This is a genomic window from Agrobacterium sp. S7/73 (assembly GCF_019355535.1).
GTDB classification, from domain to species: domain Bacteria; phylum Pseudomonadota; class Alphaproteobacteria; order Rhizobiales; family Rhizobiaceae; genus Agrobacterium; species Agrobacterium tumefaciens.
This window is the reverse complement of the sequence record NZ_CP072136.1, coordinates 2,205,719-2,219,241: the sequence shown is the minus strand read 5'-3', so window position 1 is coordinate 2,219,241 and position 13,523 is coordinate 2,205,719. Positions and strand designations below refer to the sequence as shown.

The 13,523-nt window shown below is 59.5% G+C and carries 15 protein-coding genes and 1 pseudogene; 4 read left to right on the top strand and 12 right to left on the bottom strand.

Going from position 1 to position 13,523, the window contains the following annotated elements; genetic code table 11:
- Window positions 1–113: 113 nt before the first annotated feature.
- From ribB to J5276_RS11025, 3 genes are all read right to left on the bottom strand, one after another.
- Window positions 114–1,214, bottom strand: a complete 1,101-nt coding sequence (ribB, locus tag J5276_RS11035) for a 3,4-dihydroxy-2-butanone-4-phosphate synthase (RefSeq protein ID WP_003511757.1) — start codon at window positions 1,212–1,214, stop codon at window positions 114–116.
- A 12-nt stretch (window positions 1,215–1,226) separates the two neighbouring features.
- Entirely contained in the window at window positions 1,227–2,324 is a 1,098-nt protein-coding gene (aroC, locus tag J5276_RS11030) for a chorismate synthase (RefSeq protein WP_003511758.1), read from the bottom strand.
- 137 nt (window positions 2,325–2,461) lie between these two features.
- Window positions 2,462–2,737: a hypothetical protein gene (locus tag J5276_RS11025; RefSeq protein ID WP_162632926.1), complete on the bottom strand. Its 276-nt coding sequence runs from the start codon at window positions 2,735–2,737 to the stop codon at window positions 2,462–2,464.
- A 40-nt stretch (window positions 2,738–2,777) separates the two neighbouring features.
- Between J5276_RS11025 and J5276_RS11020 the strand changes: the two genes are divergently transcribed.
- Window positions 2,778–3,038, top strand: coding sequence for a DUF1344 domain-containing protein (locus J5276_RS11020; protein ID WP_162632939.1), 261 nt, complete (start codon window positions 2,778–2,780; stop codon window positions 3,036–3,038).
- A 199-nt stretch (window positions 3,039–3,237) separates the two neighbouring features.
- On the opposite strand, the gene J5276_RS11015 is transcribed toward J5276_RS11020, so the two are convergent.
- From J5276_RS11015 to J5276_RS11000, 4 genes are all read right to left on the bottom strand, one after another.
- On the bottom strand, window positions 3,238–3,831 hold the full coding sequence (locus J5276_RS11015; RefSeq protein WP_003511761.1) for a histidine phosphatase family protein: 594 nt from the start codon (window positions 3,829–3,831) through the stop codon (window positions 3,238–3,240).
- Window positions 3,832–3,862: 31 nt separating this feature from the next.
- Entirely contained in the window at window positions 3,863–4,681 is an 819-nt protein-coding gene (fabI, locus tag J5276_RS11010) for an enoyl-ACP reductase FabI (protein WP_003511762.1), read from the bottom strand.
- A gap of 131 nt (window positions 4,682–4,812) precedes the next feature.
- On the bottom strand, window positions 4,813–5,922 hold the full coding sequence (locus tag J5276_RS11005; RefSeq protein WP_112155206.1) for a DnaJ C-terminal domain-containing protein: 1,110 nt from the start codon (window positions 5,920–5,922) through the stop codon (window positions 4,813–4,815).
- Between the two features lie 212 nt (window positions 5,923–6,134).
- Window positions 6,135–6,584 carry an RT0821/Lpp0805 family surface protein gene (locus J5276_RS11000; protein WP_112155207.1) on the bottom strand — a complete coding sequence of 150 codons (450 nt, stop codon included), beginning with the start codon at window positions 6,582–6,584 and terminating at the stop codon, window positions 6,135–6,137.
- A gap of 56 nt (window positions 6,585–6,640) precedes the next feature.
- Here J5276_RS11000 and pdxH point away from each other — a divergent pair, with 56 nt between their 5' ends.
- A complete protein-coding gene (gene pdxH / locus J5276_RS10995; protein ID WP_174005514.1) occupies window positions 6,641–7,261 on the top strand; it encodes a pyridoxamine 5'-phosphate oxidase in 621 nt (206 codons plus the stop codon).
- Window positions 7,262–7,292: 31 nt separating this feature from the next.
- Here the strand turns inward: pdxH and J5276_RS10990 are convergent.
- Window positions 7,293–8,071, bottom strand: a pseudogene (locus J5276_RS10990) (sulfite exporter TauE/SafE family protein).
- A 150-nt stretch (window positions 8,072–8,221) separates the two neighbouring features.
- Between J5276_RS10990 and J5276_RS10985 the strand changes: the two are divergent.
- Window positions 8,222–8,527 (top strand): MazG nucleotide pyrophosphohydrolase domain-containing protein, encoded by a 306-nt coding sequence (locus J5276_RS10985; protein ID WP_112155208.1) that lies wholly within the window; start codon window positions 8,222–8,224, stop codon window positions 8,525–8,527.
- 266 nt (window positions 8,528–8,793) lie between these two features.
- Here the strand turns inward: J5276_RS10985 and J5276_RS10980 are convergent, their stop codons facing one another.
- From J5276_RS10980 to J5276_RS10965, 4 genes are all read right to left on the bottom strand, one after another.
- Window positions 8,794–9,468, bottom strand: coding sequence for an HAD family phosphatase (locus J5276_RS10980; protein ID WP_080799218.1), 675 nt, complete (start codon window positions 9,466–9,468; stop codon window positions 8,794–8,796).
- 6 nt (window positions 9,469–9,474) lie between these two features.
- Complete coding sequence (locus tag J5276_RS10975) at window positions 9,475–9,912, bottom strand: VOC family protein (RefSeq protein ID WP_019564190.1); 438 nt, start codon at window positions 9,910–9,912, stop codon at window positions 9,475–9,477.
- Window positions 9,913–10,187: 275 nt separating this feature from the next.
- Complete coding sequence (gene tldD, locus J5276_RS10970; RefSeq protein WP_003511774.1) at window positions 10,188–11,603, bottom strand: metalloprotease TldD; 1,416 nt, start codon at window positions 11,601–11,603, stop codon at window positions 10,188–10,190.
- 79 nt (window positions 11,604–11,682) lie between these two features.
- Window positions 11,683–12,207, bottom strand: coding sequence for an invasion associated locus B family protein (locus J5276_RS10965; RefSeq protein WP_003511775.1), 525 nt, complete (start codon window positions 12,205–12,207; stop codon window positions 11,683–11,685).
- Window positions 12,208–12,648: 441 nt separating this feature from the next.
- Here J5276_RS10965 and coxB point away from each other — a divergent pair, with 441 nt between their 5' ends.
- Complete coding sequence (gene coxB, locus J5276_RS10960; RefSeq protein WP_236761479.1) at window positions 12,649–13,512, top strand: cytochrome c oxidase subunit II; 864 nt, start codon at window positions 12,649–12,651, stop codon at window positions 13,510–13,512.
- Window positions 13,513–13,523: the final 11 nt, after the last annotated feature.

Sequence of the window (13,523 nt, the reverse complement as noted above, 5' to 3'; positions counted from 1 at the left end):
TCTGCAACGAAAAATGTATAGGATGCGTCTGCAGATCCTCGGCACAAGACCGAGGATGACGCCGGCCGGGCGGAGAGGACGCCAAATCGAAGCGCCCTCGCGACGTCCCTAAATCACCCGATATCCGTTGCCGAAATCTTGATCCCGAAGCCTTCCAGCCCGACATAGTGGCGCTCGCGGGTCGTCATCAGCTTGATCGAGCTGATGCCGAGATCTTTGAGAATCTGCGCGCCGAGGCCGATTTCCAGCCACTCATTTTCGCGGGAGCGGGCCTGTGCGTGCGCTTCGTCGGGATCACGCGCCTTGCGCCGTCCGTCCACCTGGCCGACGCCGACAGAACCTTCGCGTAGATAGACGATGACGCCGCGGCCTTCTTCGGCGATCTTCTGCATATAGTGCTGCACCGGCTGGCGGTCGCCGAACACGTCGTCAGCAACGTTTTCAGGGTGCAGGCGGACGGGAATATCGACGCCATCGCGGATATCGCCGAAAATCACCGCCATATGCTGCATCCGGTCCCATGGCAGGGAATAGGTATGCGCCTTGGCCGGTCCGAACGGGGTTTGGATGGTGAAGGAGGATTCCATCTCCACCAGCGTTTCCTTGCGCTGGCGATAGGCGATCAGATCGGCGACCGAAACATGCTTCATGCCGTGTTTTTCGGCGAAATCCAGGACCTGCGGCCCACGCATCACGGTGCCATCGTCATTAACCAGCTCGCTGATGACGCCGATGGGCGGCAGGCCGGCGAGCCGGCAGAGATCGACCGCCGCTTCGGTATGGCCGGAACGCATCAGCACGCCGCCTTCGCGGGAAATCAGCGGGAAAATGTGGCCTGGCCGGGTGAAATCCGACGCGCCGACATTCGGGTTGGCGAGGTTGCGCACTGTCAAGGTGCGGTCATCCGCGGAGATACCGGTCGTGGTGCCATGCTTGAAATCGACGCTGACGGTGAAGGCGGTCGTGTGGGCGCTGTCGTTTTCCGCCACCATGGCGTTGAGGTTCAGCCTCTTTGCCTCGTCACGCGGCATGGGCGCGCAAACGATGCCGGATGTGTGGCGCACGATCAGCGCCATTTTTTCCGGCGTGCAATGAACCGCCGAAATAATCAGATCGCCTTCGTTTTCACGGTCGTCGTCGTCGGTCACGACAACGATCTCGCCTGCTTCGAAAGCGCGGATAGCGTCGACGACACGTTTCTGATCATAGGCCATTTCGGATTTACCTCACTTCAACCGGCCGGTCTGGCCACGATCTCTCAAATAATGGTCGGCAACGGTGCAGGCCACCATCGCCTCGCCGATCGGCACGGCGCGGATGCCGACGCAGGGGTCGTGGCGGCCCTTGGTGCGCACATCCACATTGCGGCCGTCTGTGTCGATGGACTGGCGCTCCGTCAGAATGGAGGAGGTGGGCTTGATGGCAAAGCGGGCGATAACGGGTTCGCCAGTCGCGATGCCGCCCAGAATGCCGCCGGCATGGTTCGACAGGAAAATCGGTTTGCCGTCATTGCCCATGCGCATCTCGTCGGCATTCTCCTCGCCGGAAAGCTCGGCCGAGGCAAATCCCTCGCCAATCTCCACGCCCTTGACGGCGTTGATCGACATCAGGCTGGAGGCAATATCCTGATCGAGCTTGGCGTAGATCGGCGCGCCGATGCCGGCCGGAACACCTTCCGCCACGACTTCGACGACCGCGCCGATCGACGATCCCGCCTTGCGGATGCCGTCAAGATATTCTTCCCACACAGGCACCATCGCCGGATCGGGGCAGAAGAACGGGTTCTGATCGACCTGGTCCCAATCCCAATTGTCACGGTTGATCTTGTGTTTGCCGATCTGCACCAGCGCACCGCGCACGTTGAGGCTCGGTACCACCTTGCGGGCGATTGCGCCTGCGGCAACACGCGCCGCCGTCTCGCGGGCGGAAGAGCGTCCGCCGCCGCGATAATCGCGAATGCCGTATTTCAGGTCATAGGTGAAGTCGGCATGGCCGGGGCGGAAGCTGCGGGCAATCTCGCCGTAATCCTTGGAGCGCTGGTCGGTATTTTCGATCAGCATGGAGATCGGCGTGCCGGTGGTTATCATCGTCTCGCCGTCCTCATCCAGCATCACGCCGGACAGGACTTTGACGATGTCATCTTCACGGCGCTGGGTGACGAAGCGGCTTTGGCCGGGCTTGCGCTTGTCCATCCAGTGCTGCACTTCGGCAAGCGTGAAGCGGATACCGGGCGGGCAGCCGTCCACCACGCAGCCCAAAGCGGGCCCATGGCTTTCGCCCCAGGTGGTAACGCGAAAAAGATGACCGAAGCTGTTATGCGACATATTTCTCTAGACCGGAAAACGAGGGCGCGCCTGCGGACAGGGGCCGTTTAAAACAAGCGGATTTGTCATAGTAGAAAATCGGACCAAGGCAAAAGCCTTTCTTTCATCGCAAGTCCGATAAGACGGTGACGCATCGTTCACGACGGCGAGCAGCCCGTAAATCGACAGGCGTGACGATGGCTGACGACTGGCCGGATGAATGATTCGGCGGAAACGGCGCAGAGTTTTCCAGGTGACAAAAGTGTAAAGGTGCTGGTGTTTTCCACGCTGTTTCGCGGTTTTCCAATATTGCCGGGAAATGCGGTGTAAAAATCACTAACGACTTGAACGCGATCCAAAATCCGTTCATCAATTGGGCCGAAAATGTCATGGTTGCGGGCAATTTCCGCCACATTCGAAAGGCAATTCTTCATGCATGTAAGGTTTTCACGCAAATTCACGAAAGCTAGATCGATGCGTATGATGATTGCCGCCTTTCTGGCCACCGCCAACTTGCTTATGCCTATCAACAGCTACGCCCAGAGCGTCGATGTCGAGGGAACGATCAGCAAGATCGACGTGAATGCGCTGACCATTACCTTGAGCGACGGCAAGAATTACCGTGTGCCGGAAGAGTTCAATTTTGAAGGCCTGAAGGCAGGTGTGAAGGTCGTTGTTTTCTACACGGAAGTGGACGGAAAACGCGTGGTCGATGATCTCGAGGTCGTGCAGTAAACTGCGGTTTCGGCTCTGCCTGTTGTCGAGGCGGACCTCTTTAGTCCCGGTCGGGAAGCTCCAGAATTTCCATTATGCCGGACTTGATCCGACATTCAGCCGACGAGCGCCTGCGTGGCGGGATTGGTTTTTCAGCCTAAAGATTTGGGCTGGCCGGGTTCCGGCTCGAGGCCGGAATGACAGAAGAGGATCGGTACCCTCACGAAATCCACTCAGCACTGTTCCTGTCGATCTCGACCTTCAAAATCCGGTCCTGCGGGATCTGCGTCGTAGAGGCTTCATCCTTGTCCATGCCGGAAACCAGGCGGAAGATCGAGCGGATCACGCCGCCGTGGCAGACACATACCGTCGGCACCTCGACTGAGGAAAGCCATGCGCCAATACGCCAGGACAGGATTTCATAGCTTTCGGCATGCTGACCTGGGGGAATGAAGTCCCACTTGTTGGCCTTGCGCGCTTTCACCCGGTCGGGAAATTCTTTTTTCAGTTCCGGCAGGGTCTGGCCTTCCCAGTCGCCGAAGGAAACTTCGACGAGGCGGTCATCGGTACGGTATGCGTGGGGATCGAGCCCCATCGCCCCGCGCATCAGCTCCATGGTCTCGCGCGTGCGCCCGAGCGGGCTTGCCACGTAATCGAAATCACGCGCGGAGTCGCCGAGAATTTGCGCCAGAACCTTGCCGTTGCCGACCGCTTGCGCGCGGCCGAAATCATTGAGCGGAATGTCTTTCTGGCCCTGAAGCCGGCGTATCGCATTCCAGTCCGTTTGTCCGTGCCGGATCACATAGACGAGCAAGGCGATACCCCTGTTTCAAAGTTCGGTCGGCTCAGTCCTTGACCACCGAAATATCCGGCGCGTCAACGGCCTTCATGCCGATGGTGTGATAACCGGAATCCACATGGTGGATTTCGCCGGTGACAGCCGTCGAAAGGTCGGACAGCAGGTAAAGCGCCGACTTGCCGACTTCTTCGATGGAAACGGTGCGCTTCAGCGGCGCGTTGTATTCGTTCCATTTCAGAATGTAACGGAAATCGCCGATACCGGAAGCCGCAAGCGTCTTGATCGGGCCAGCGGAAACCGCGTTGACGCGGATGCCGCGACTGCCGAGGTCTACCGCGAGATAACGAACGCTGGCCTCGAGTGCAGCCTTGGCCACGCCCATGACGTTGTAGTTCGGCATGACCTTCTCGGCACCGTAATAGGTGAGCGTGATGATCGAACCGCCATCATTCATGATCGGCTCTGCCCGCTTGGCAACGGCGGCCAGCGAGAAGACGGAAATGTCCATGGTGCGGTTGAAGTTGTCGCGGCTGGTGTCGAGATAACGGCCGGTCAGCTCGTCCTTGTCCGAAAAGGCGATGGCGTGCACGACGAAATCGATCTTGCCCCAATGCTTTTCCAGCCCGGCAAAAACCGCATCGATCGTCTCGAGGTCGGTCACGTCACAGTGGCCGGCCATGAAGGCGCCCAGTTCCTGCGCCAGCGGTTCAACACGCTTCTTCAGCGCGTCGCCCTGCCAGGTGAGCGCGATTTCCGCGCCCGCGTCCGCGCAAGCCTTGGCAATGCCCCAAGCGATTGAACGATTATTGGCGACACCCAAGATGATGCCGCGTTTGCCAGCCATAAGGCCGGATGCCTGAGCCATTGTATGCTCCCTGATACTTTCGATTGATCCTGCCTATGGCATAGGCTGCAATCCTGTTCAAGATTGCCGAGGATCATCTACTGTTAGGGAACGTAACAAAGGGTGCGTTGTCCCGCCTATTCGCAAAACTTTTACAAATAAAGGCCTTCGCGCATGTGGCGCATGAGGTCAGTCACCTTCTCGTCCGGCTTTTCGAGCAGGATGATGCGCAATTCGATGACGAGATCGCCATATCCACCCTTGCCGTCCGCAAGCCCCTTTTCGGCAAGCCGCAGCTCGCGATCGGAGCCGGACCAGGCAGGAATGGTGACGGTTTCCTCGCCAAGCGGCGTCCGGATACTCGTCTCGCAACCCAGAACCGCGTCACTGAGAGAGATTGGCAGCGTCGTATGAATATCGAAGCCGCGAAGGGAAAAGACGTCGTCGCGTGCCGCCAGCAACGTGACGGCCAGATCGCCGCGCGCAATGTTCGGCAGCTTCAGCCCCTGGCCCTTTAGCCGCACCACATGACCGTCCGTCATGCCGGGTTCAAGCTGGAAGCGAACCTCGCGTTCGTCGGCAAGGGATACGGTGATCCATTTGCGCTCCAGAAGTTCGGTGACCGTAACGGTGGCTTCCGCCGTGATGTCAGGTGCCTTTTCCGGCGGTGTCTGCGGGGGGCGGAAGCGGCGCACGAGAGCGCTGAAGAGATTGGCGGCGAGCGAAGCGGCTGCGGTTTCGCTTGCAGACGTCTGCGTGGTCTCGCCAGCACCGGGCGCATCGCCTTTAACGCCCGTGGCTGCGGCTTTCGCCGCTTCGGCTGCCTGCTGCACCTTGGGGTCGTTCTGCGCGTCTGCGCCAAAAATCCGCTCGACGATATCTTCGGCCGTTTCGGGTTTTGCATCGGCTTTCTGGCCGGTTTGCGCCCTGTTGCGGGCATCCGCACGGGCCAGTTCCTCCATCAGCTTCTCAGCGGCCCTAGCGCGCTCGGCGGCCTCGCGCGCCGCCTCCCGCTGCTGCATGATTGTTTCGCCGCGCTGCTTTTTCTCGGCCGCCTTGCGGGCCTGGTCGTAAAGATCGCGCTTTTTGGGGTCTTTCAGAAGATCGTAGGCCTGCCCGACCTCGGCGAATCGCGCCGACGCGTCAGGGTCATCGCGATTGGCGTCCGGATGGACGGTTTTTGCCTTCGTGCGCCAGGCAGCCTTGATGTCTTCGTGACGGGCGTCACGTTTTAAGCCGAGGATAGAATACGGATCGCGCATGCGAAACACCAGTTACATTGGCTCAGGCACGTGCAGCCGCTCATGGCGCAATCCTGAAACAAACCCCTCCGAAAAGGGATGCCTGCGATCATTCGCATGCATGCCCTCGGTTCAAACAACGTCGACTGTGGCAATAAGTTGCTAAGCAGTTGTTTACGGGGAATGCGCGCCGCCATGCGGCCGGATTAATTCCGCGCGCCAGGGTAAACAGTTTATTTCTGTTCGAAGCGGGTGAGTAACCATTCGCCGGTTTCCGACAGGCAGGCCTGTCCGGCATAACTCGCCACACCTTCGAAAGAGTGGCGTGTCGTCTTGAAATCGCGGCAGACGAAACCGCTGGACTTGTCTTCGTGAATGGTGGTGACGACACCGGCGCTGCCGGTTGCGGCATTGGCCCAGGGCAGGGGCTGTTCCGCGAGTTTGGTGAGATCCGCCGATGTGACCGCATTGCGGATGGTCGCGTCGTCGGTCTGCGGGCTATTATTGGGCTGGTTGGGAACAGAGGCGGTGGAAAGCGAGCGATCGACCTTGTCGCCGCCGAACAGGTCAAGGCTGACGCATCCGCTCAGCACCACAAGCATTGACACGATGGCGGAAACTTCCGCTATCGATGAAAGGAGGCCCTTTGTTCGACTGTTCGACTTTGCTATGACGGTCACCATCTTTCGCCAGAGATCATCTCTGGGGTCCAAATCAGCTCGGGAGCATTTTAGTCAATATGTCGGAAATGGGGTTAACATCCAGTGACTTCACTGAAGAAAATGAACCGTTCACGCTTTTTGCCGAATGGCTGAAGGACGCGACGGCCTCCGAAATCAATGATCCGAACGCGGTAGCACTCGCAACCGTCGATGAAAACGGCCTACCGAATGTGCGCATGGTGCTGCTGAAGGACGTCGACGATCGTGGCTTCGTTTTCTATACGAATTTCGAAAGCCAGAAGGGGCGCGAGATCCTGGGCCAGAAAAAAGCGGCCATGTGTTTCCACTGGAAAAGCCTGCGCCGGCAGGTGCGTCTGCGCGGCGAAGTGGAGATCGTTACCGACGCGGAAGCGGATAGCTATTACGCCTCGCGTCCGCGCGGAAGCCGCATCGGCGCCTGGGCGTCGAAGCAGTCGCGGCCGCTGGAAGGCCGGTTTGCCCTGGAAAAGGCGGTTGCCGAATACACCGCGAAATATGCGATCGGCGATATTCCGCGCCCCTCCTACTGGTCCGGTTTCCGCATTCGCCCGGTCAGCATCGAGTTCTGGCACGACCGCAAGTTCCGCCTGCACGACCGTGTCGAATTCCGCCGCGAGACGCCGGATGAACCGTGGTCCAAGGTCCGCATGTATCCTTGAAAGCTGCAGGAGGCAGGCCGTCCTTGCCTGCCTATTTCAGCAGCGAATCAAATAGCGGCAAGCCGATGACGGCAGAAATGGCGATCAGGCCGTAGCAGATGCGCCTGAACGCCGCCTCGTCGGCAAGCCCGTGCAGCCGTGCACCGCCATAAAGACCCGCCCCGTAAAACGGCAGGGCCAGCAGGAAAAAAACAAAGACGTCGGCAGTGAACAGGCCACCAAAAAAATAGCTGGTGGCGGAGATCACGGTGGAAATCGCGAAATAGAGAATGACATTCGCGCGCACGAAAGCGCCCTTGAGGGCGCCGCCAAGCCAATAGGCGACGATGGGTGGACCGCCCAGTTGCGCCGCACCTGAAAACAGCCCGGCAACAAGCCCGGTGAACAGGGTGAGCGGCGTTTTCGGCCGGCCGCTGTAACGCCAGCCGGAAACGAGAAATGACAGCAGCACGACAACCACGATGGAAATGATCCAGCGCAGGGTGAGCGGATCCCCGCCGGAAAGCAGCAGCGTTCCAAGCGGGACGCCGACAAGCGCACCGGCTGCCATGGTGAAGACTTCACGCCGGTCGGCCATGCGCCAGGCCGGCGGTATCATGCCGGCGTCAAAACGCCGTCCACCACAAGAAGAACCACCGAGGCGATGCGCGGGCCGACAATGGCGCTTGCCAGCGGAATGAAGATGAGGGCCGCACCAAAGCCGGAAAAGCCGCGGGCAAGTCCGGCGAGAAAGGCGGCGCCCACAAACATGGCGAGCAGCGTCGGACTATGCGCGATGATGAGAGCCGAGAAAAAATCGAGGAGAGGCATGGGTGACTGCATGGGTTTCGAATACCTCTTTATCCCGCATGCAGGCACCTGTCGCGGAAATTTCAGCTGATTATCGCACGATACGCTTTCGAATCGACGCCGCCGGAGAATCGTGATCAGACTTGTATCTCACGAACAAAGGATGAACAAATGCTTGCTGTCTTGATGCGCCAGTTTGAAGCTGCCTCACAGAAATACGCCGAGGAAAATGGGATCGTCCGCGATCCCGACTGGTATATGCTGAAGCTTCAGGAGGAGGTTGGTGAGGTCACGCAGGCCTGGAACCGGCTGACGGGGCGTGGGCGCAGCAAAGGCAGAAGCGAAGAGGAGATGAAACTCGATCTTGCCGACGAAACCGCCGATCTCCTCGGCCACGTTTTGCTGCTCGCCCATTATAACGGTCTCGACATCGAAGCATCGATAGAGCGCAAGTGGCGTTTTACACCGTCGGTTTGACAGTTTGCGGGGAGGGACGCGACCCTAGCGCTGCGCTCTGCCGCTGCCGCGATTATGAGAGCGAAACGACAGAGAGCAGAGCTGCGAGAATGGCGGCCACCGGCGTCATGACCTGCCGCAGGGTAATCTGAAATGCGCAAAGAGCGAGCAATATCAGCGCCGCGCCGTTTATGGATGAGCCGACAAATGAATTCGAGCAGGATCGGCCTGTCAGCCTATATGTGAGGCTCCATAAAGACCAATGGCTAAAGGCATGTGACGGGCCTTCATGCCTCTGATAACGGCGCCTGTTGCAGGAGGCCGGCAACCGCATGAAGGTCGCTTGAAACGGCGATACACTTCTCCCGCATTTCCTCGGTCGGCGGCGCGACATCCGGCACCATGATCGTCATCATGCCCGCCGAGGAGGCGGAGCGCACGCCGTGCCAGGAATCCTCCAGCGCCAGGCAACGGCCCGGATCGATGCCGAGACGTTTTGCGGCAGTAAGATATGGCATGGGCGACGGCTTCGGCTCCGAATAGTCGCCGCGGGCGACGATGGTATCGAAACGTTTGAGCAGGTCATAGGGGCCGAGATGACGCGTGACGGAATCGTGCCGCGAGGAGGTGGCGATGGCGCGGCGTATATCGAGCCTGTCGAGAAGATCGAGGATTTCGACGACGCCGGGTTTCAGCGCCACGCCTTCCGCCATCATCACGGCAAGATGCCGGAGCCAGGCGTCGCGGAAGCTGTCGATCGGAAAATCCGCGCCATAATCGGCGAAAATGGTGCCGGTAATGACATCCCACGGGCTGCCGCAGACCTTCTGATAGGTCTCGACCAACATTCCGTGGCCGCCCTCATCTGACGCGGCCAGAAAGGAATCGCGATAAAGCGTCTCGCTTTCGATCAGCAATCCGTCCATGTCGAAAACGACTGCATGCGGGAGAAAAGGCAGCATGGCGGCTCAACCGAACCGGAAGGGGCGTTCGCCGAGGCTTTCGAACGGGCGGAGCAGGTAACCGTCCGGATCGGCGACGATGAATTGCCGGTTGCCGACCTCGACTGTGCCGCGCCTGTACCATTTTTCCTCTGACGGCAGGACAAGATCGATTGCGGCCCGCTCAAGCCGCGCGAGGATGGGCAGCAGGGAAGGAACGGCAAGTTGCAGATTCATGCCGCGGCCCAGCGGAAATTCAAGCGCTGCATTTTCCGCCACGAAGGTCCGGGTCGCACCGATCTGGTCGATCATCAGCTGCGCATCACCCAGCGCCAGATAGGCAAAGCCCTCTTCGGCGCGCTCATAAACCACATGAAAACCGATCAGGTCGCAATAAAAAGCGCGGCTTTTCTGCCAGTCGCTGACGGCTAGTTCCGGGACGAGGGCATTTCGTATGATGGTCATGGTCTCCTTTGCCGCGCAGGCCCGGCGATGGGAGGCGTGGCCTGCGGTGATGGGGCGATATTATCGTCTTCCGGGTGACTTGCCAGAGGAATCCTCATCATGGCAGCCATGTGCGGAGTTGTGGGCTGAAGCAGGTTCAACTTTTCGCCCTGCCACAGCTTTTCTCACCTCATGCCGGACACGATCTGGCACCTAGTCAGCCCAAGTCCTTGGGCTGAAACGGCTCATCTCGCCAAGCGGACGCGGGTAGGCTGGATTCCGGCTCGAGGCCGGAACTACGCCTTCGTGCCGCCGACGGTGATCTGGTCCATGCGCAGATGCGGCTGGCCGACGCCAACCGGAACCCATTGCCCGGCCTTGCCGCAATTGCCGATGCCGGTGTCCAGTTTCGAATCGTTGCCGATCATCGAGACGCGTTTCATTGCGTCCGGCCCGTTGCCGATCAGCATTGCACCCTTCACCGGCGCGCCGATCTTGCCGTTCTCGATGAGATAAGCCTCGGTGCAGCCGAACACGAACTTGCCTGATGTGATATCCACCTGACCGCCACCGAAGGAAACGGCATAGATGCCCTTCTTGACGGAGGAGATGATCTCCTCGGGCGTCTTGTCGCCTGACAGCATGTAGGTGTTGGTCATGCGCGGCATCGGCACATAGGCATAACCCTGCCGGCGGCCATTGCCTGTCGCCTTTGCACCCATCAGCCGGGCGTTCTGGCGGTCCTGCATGTATCCCACCAGCCTGCCGTTCTCGATCAGCACATTATAGGCCGACGGTGTTCCCTCGTCGTCGACGGTGAGTGAACCACGGCGGCTGTCGATGGTGCCGTCATCCACCACAGTCACACCCGGGGCTGCCACCATCTCGCCCATCAGGCCGGCAAAGGCCGAGGTTTTCTTGCGGTTGAAATCGCCTTCGAGGCCATGGCCCACAGCCTCATGCAGCATGACGCCGGGCCAGCCGGAGCCGAGAACCACATCCATGGTGCCAGCGGGCGCATCGACGGCGGTCAGGTTGACGAGCGCCTGGCGCAGCGCCTCGTCCGCACCGCGCTGCCAGTTCTCCGTGGTAATGAAATCGCCAAAGCCGACGCGGCCGCCAATGCCGTAGGAGCCGCTTTCCTGCCGGTCGCCTTCACCTGCGACCACGGAAATATTGATACGGGTCATGGGCCTGACATCGCTGACGCGATGGCCATCGGCGCGCAGAATATCCACCACCTGCCAGCTTGCGGAAATCGTCGCCGTCACCTGTCGGACATTCGCGTCTTTGTCGCGCAAATAGGCATCGATATCGGTGAGAAGTTTCACCTTCTCCTCGAAGCTCGGGCTGCCGATCGGGTTTTCGTCGCCGTAGAGCTTTTTGTTAGTGCGTTGTGGGGCTGCGGCATAGGAACCGGAATAACCTCTGGTCACGGCGCCGACAGCATCCGACGCCCGCTTCAGCGCAGCCTGCGACAGCTCGCCCGCATGGGCGTAGCCAACGGTCTCGCCGGCAACGGCGCGCAGGCCAAAACCCTGGTCGGTATTGAAGGAGCCGCCCTTGAGGCGGCCGTTATCGAAGGTCAGCGATTCGGCCTGCGCATGTTCGATGAACAACTCGCCATCGTCTGCGCCGGTGAGCGCTTCCGCGACCAGCTTGCGCAACTGCGTCTCGTCGCAATCGAAGAGATTTACAAGGTCGTTGGTCATTGAAGGCTCCAGTCTTTATCGTTCCTTCGATTTAGGCACTGGAGCCGACAGACGCAAGGCTGTCTCTTTACACGAGGCTTCAGGGAAGCGCGTCGTAGCCTTCGGCAAAGCCGGTGAGCTCGATCGGAATACCGACACGATCCTGATCGACGGATTCACGCAGCGCGAAAACCGCGTTCTTGCCGGCGCGCAGAACCTTCAGCAGCTCGTCGTCAATATCGACCTCGACATAGCAGCCTTCGGAGAAGCAGCGGGTGAAATAGGCGCGGCCAATATTGTTGTTGTCGATATAAAGCTCCATGCCGTCCTTCAAAAGCACGCCAAGCGGTGCGAGGATACGCAGGATGCGCGACTTGCGGTCCGCGGTTTTCAGGACCACCACCGAAAGCCCCACTTCCGGGCGGTCGTCGGCAATCACGTTCTGCATCAGGGCGCATTGATCTTCGGATGCGCCTGCCGGCTTGTCGCAGATCACCGACCATGCTCCATGCGTCGACTTCGGCGTTCCGGGCGGCTGCTGTTGCGCCAGCGCCGCTGCGGCGGGAGCGATGATGGCAAGACCGGCGGCGGCAAGAAAAGTGCGCGCGAGCGGGGAAAGACGCATGGATACCTCTGGGATTCGAATCAGTGCGGCTATTTTGACGCCATAATCCGGAAAAAAAAGCCTTGGTACCTCAATTCCAGCCGAGTTGGGCGGAAATAGGACCTGTTGCCGGGTGCAGGCGCCTGATTTGACCGTGCAGCAGCCGGTCCCTGGTGGCTCAAGCCTGCTGCAAAAGCGCTGCCAGCAGGGGCTGCGCCGGATTTTGACCATTGCCAAGCGCACCTGAAATATCTTGCGGGATACGGGACATGGGAAACTCGACTGCGACGAACAATGGTGAAATTGGCTGACATCCGTGTCCTTACGCATATTGCGGCAGAGGACAAACTGTGGTTTGAAGTTAGTACCATAAGCATGGATTCTGCGTCTGTAATTGATCAAGATCAGACGCGTGAGGGAGAGGGTACCGTGACGAATAGGATTTACGCAGCATTGGCGGGGATGACCTGTCTGCTCACGGCTGTCGGCGCCCACGCCGATCAGCCGGTGCATTGGCAAATGGGCATGCAGGAGGCCGCCACGCCGATCATGCACGAAATACGCTGGTTTGAACAATATACGCTCTGGTTCATTGTTCCGGTTACGCTTTTCGTTCTTGCGCTGCTCATTATCGTCGCCTTGAAATTCCGTGCATCGAAAAATCCGGTGCCGTCCAAGACCAGCCACAACACCGCGATCGAAGTGGTGTGGACACTTGCGCCCGTTCTCATTCTCCTGTTCCTCGCTTTCCCGTCGTTCAATCTTCTGAACGCGCAGCTGACGCAGCCGGAAAACCCTGATCTGACGCTGAAGGCGACTGCGACGCAATGGCTCTGGAACTACGAATACAAGGCTGCCGAGGGCGCCGAGCCGCTCGCCTTCGACAGCTATCTGCTGAAAGAGCAGGATCGTGCAGCTGCAGGCAAGGAGGACAAGGCCCGCTACCCGCGTCTTCTCGCGGTAGACAATGAAATGGTCGTTCCGGTCGGCAAGACCGTTCGCCTTCTGGTGACAGCGGCGCCTACGGATGTCATCCACGCCTTCGCCATGCCCGCTTTCGGTGTTAAGATCGACGCCGTTCCGGGCCGCCTCAACGAAACTTGGTTCAAGCCGGAGAAGGAAGGCCTTTATTACGGCCAGTGTTCCGAGCTTTGCGGCAAGGACCATGCCTTCATGCCGATCGCCATTCGGGTGGTTTCCGAACAGCAGTACAATGCCTGGCACGCCGCCGCCGCTTCAGATCTGAACGGCGCGAACCGGGCACTGATGGCCTCCGTCGATGGCGCTCCGCGCACGGTCGACGTTGCCGCCAACGAAACCAACTGAGACCTGGAGTG

Coding starts and splice junctions, on each gene's coding strand:
- pdxH (WP_174005514.1), top strand. CDS start 6,641: ATGTCGGAAATGGGGTTAACATCCAGTGACTTCACTGAAGAAAATGAA.
- coxB (WP_236761479.1), top strand. CDS start 12,649: ATGACCTGTCTGCTCACGGCTGTCGGCGCCCACGCCGATCAGCCGGTG.
- ribB (WP_003511757.1), bottom strand. CDS start 1,214: ATGGCCTATGATCAGAAACGTGTCGTCGACGCTATCCGCGCTTTCGAA.
- J5276_RS10985 (WP_112155208.1), top strand. CDS start 8,222: ATGCTTGCTGTCTTGATGCGCCAGTTTGAAGCTGCCTCACAGAAATAC.
- J5276_RS11000 (WP_112155207.1), bottom strand. CDS start 6,584: ATGGTGACCGTCATAGCAAAGTCGAACAGTCGAACAAAGGGCCTCCTT.
- tldD (WP_003511774.1), bottom strand. CDS start 11,603: ATGACCAACGACCTTGTAAATCTCTTCGATTGCGACGAGACGCAGTTG.
- J5276_RS10975 (WP_019564190.1), bottom strand. CDS start 9,912: ATGACCATCATACGAAATGCCCTCGTCCCGGAACTAGCCGTCAGCGAC.
- J5276_RS11020 (WP_162632939.1), top strand. CDS start 2,778: ATGCGTATGATGATTGCCGCCTTTCTGGCCACCGCCAACTTGCTTATG.
- J5276_RS11025 (WP_162632926.1), bottom strand. CDS start 2,737: ATGAAGAATTGCCTTTCGAATGTGGCGGAAATTGCCCGCAACCATGAC.
- J5276_RS10965 (WP_003511775.1), bottom strand. CDS start 12,207: ATGCGTCTTTCCCCGCTCGCGCGCACTTTTCTTGCCGCCGCCGGTCTT.
- aroC (WP_003511758.1), bottom strand. CDS start 2,324: ATGTCGCATAACAGCTTCGGTCATCTTTTTCGCGTTACCACCTGGGGC.
- fabI (WP_003511762.1), bottom strand. CDS start 4,681: ATGGCTCAGGCATCCGGCCTTATGGCTGGCAAACGCGGCATCATCTTG.
- J5276_RS11005 (WP_112155206.1), bottom strand. CDS start 5,922: ATGCGCGATCCGTATTCTATCCTCGGCTTAAAACGTGACGCCCGTCAC.
- J5276_RS10980 (WP_080799218.1), bottom strand. CDS start 9,468: ATGCTGCCTTTTCTCCCGCATGCAGTCGTTTTCGACATGGACGGATTG.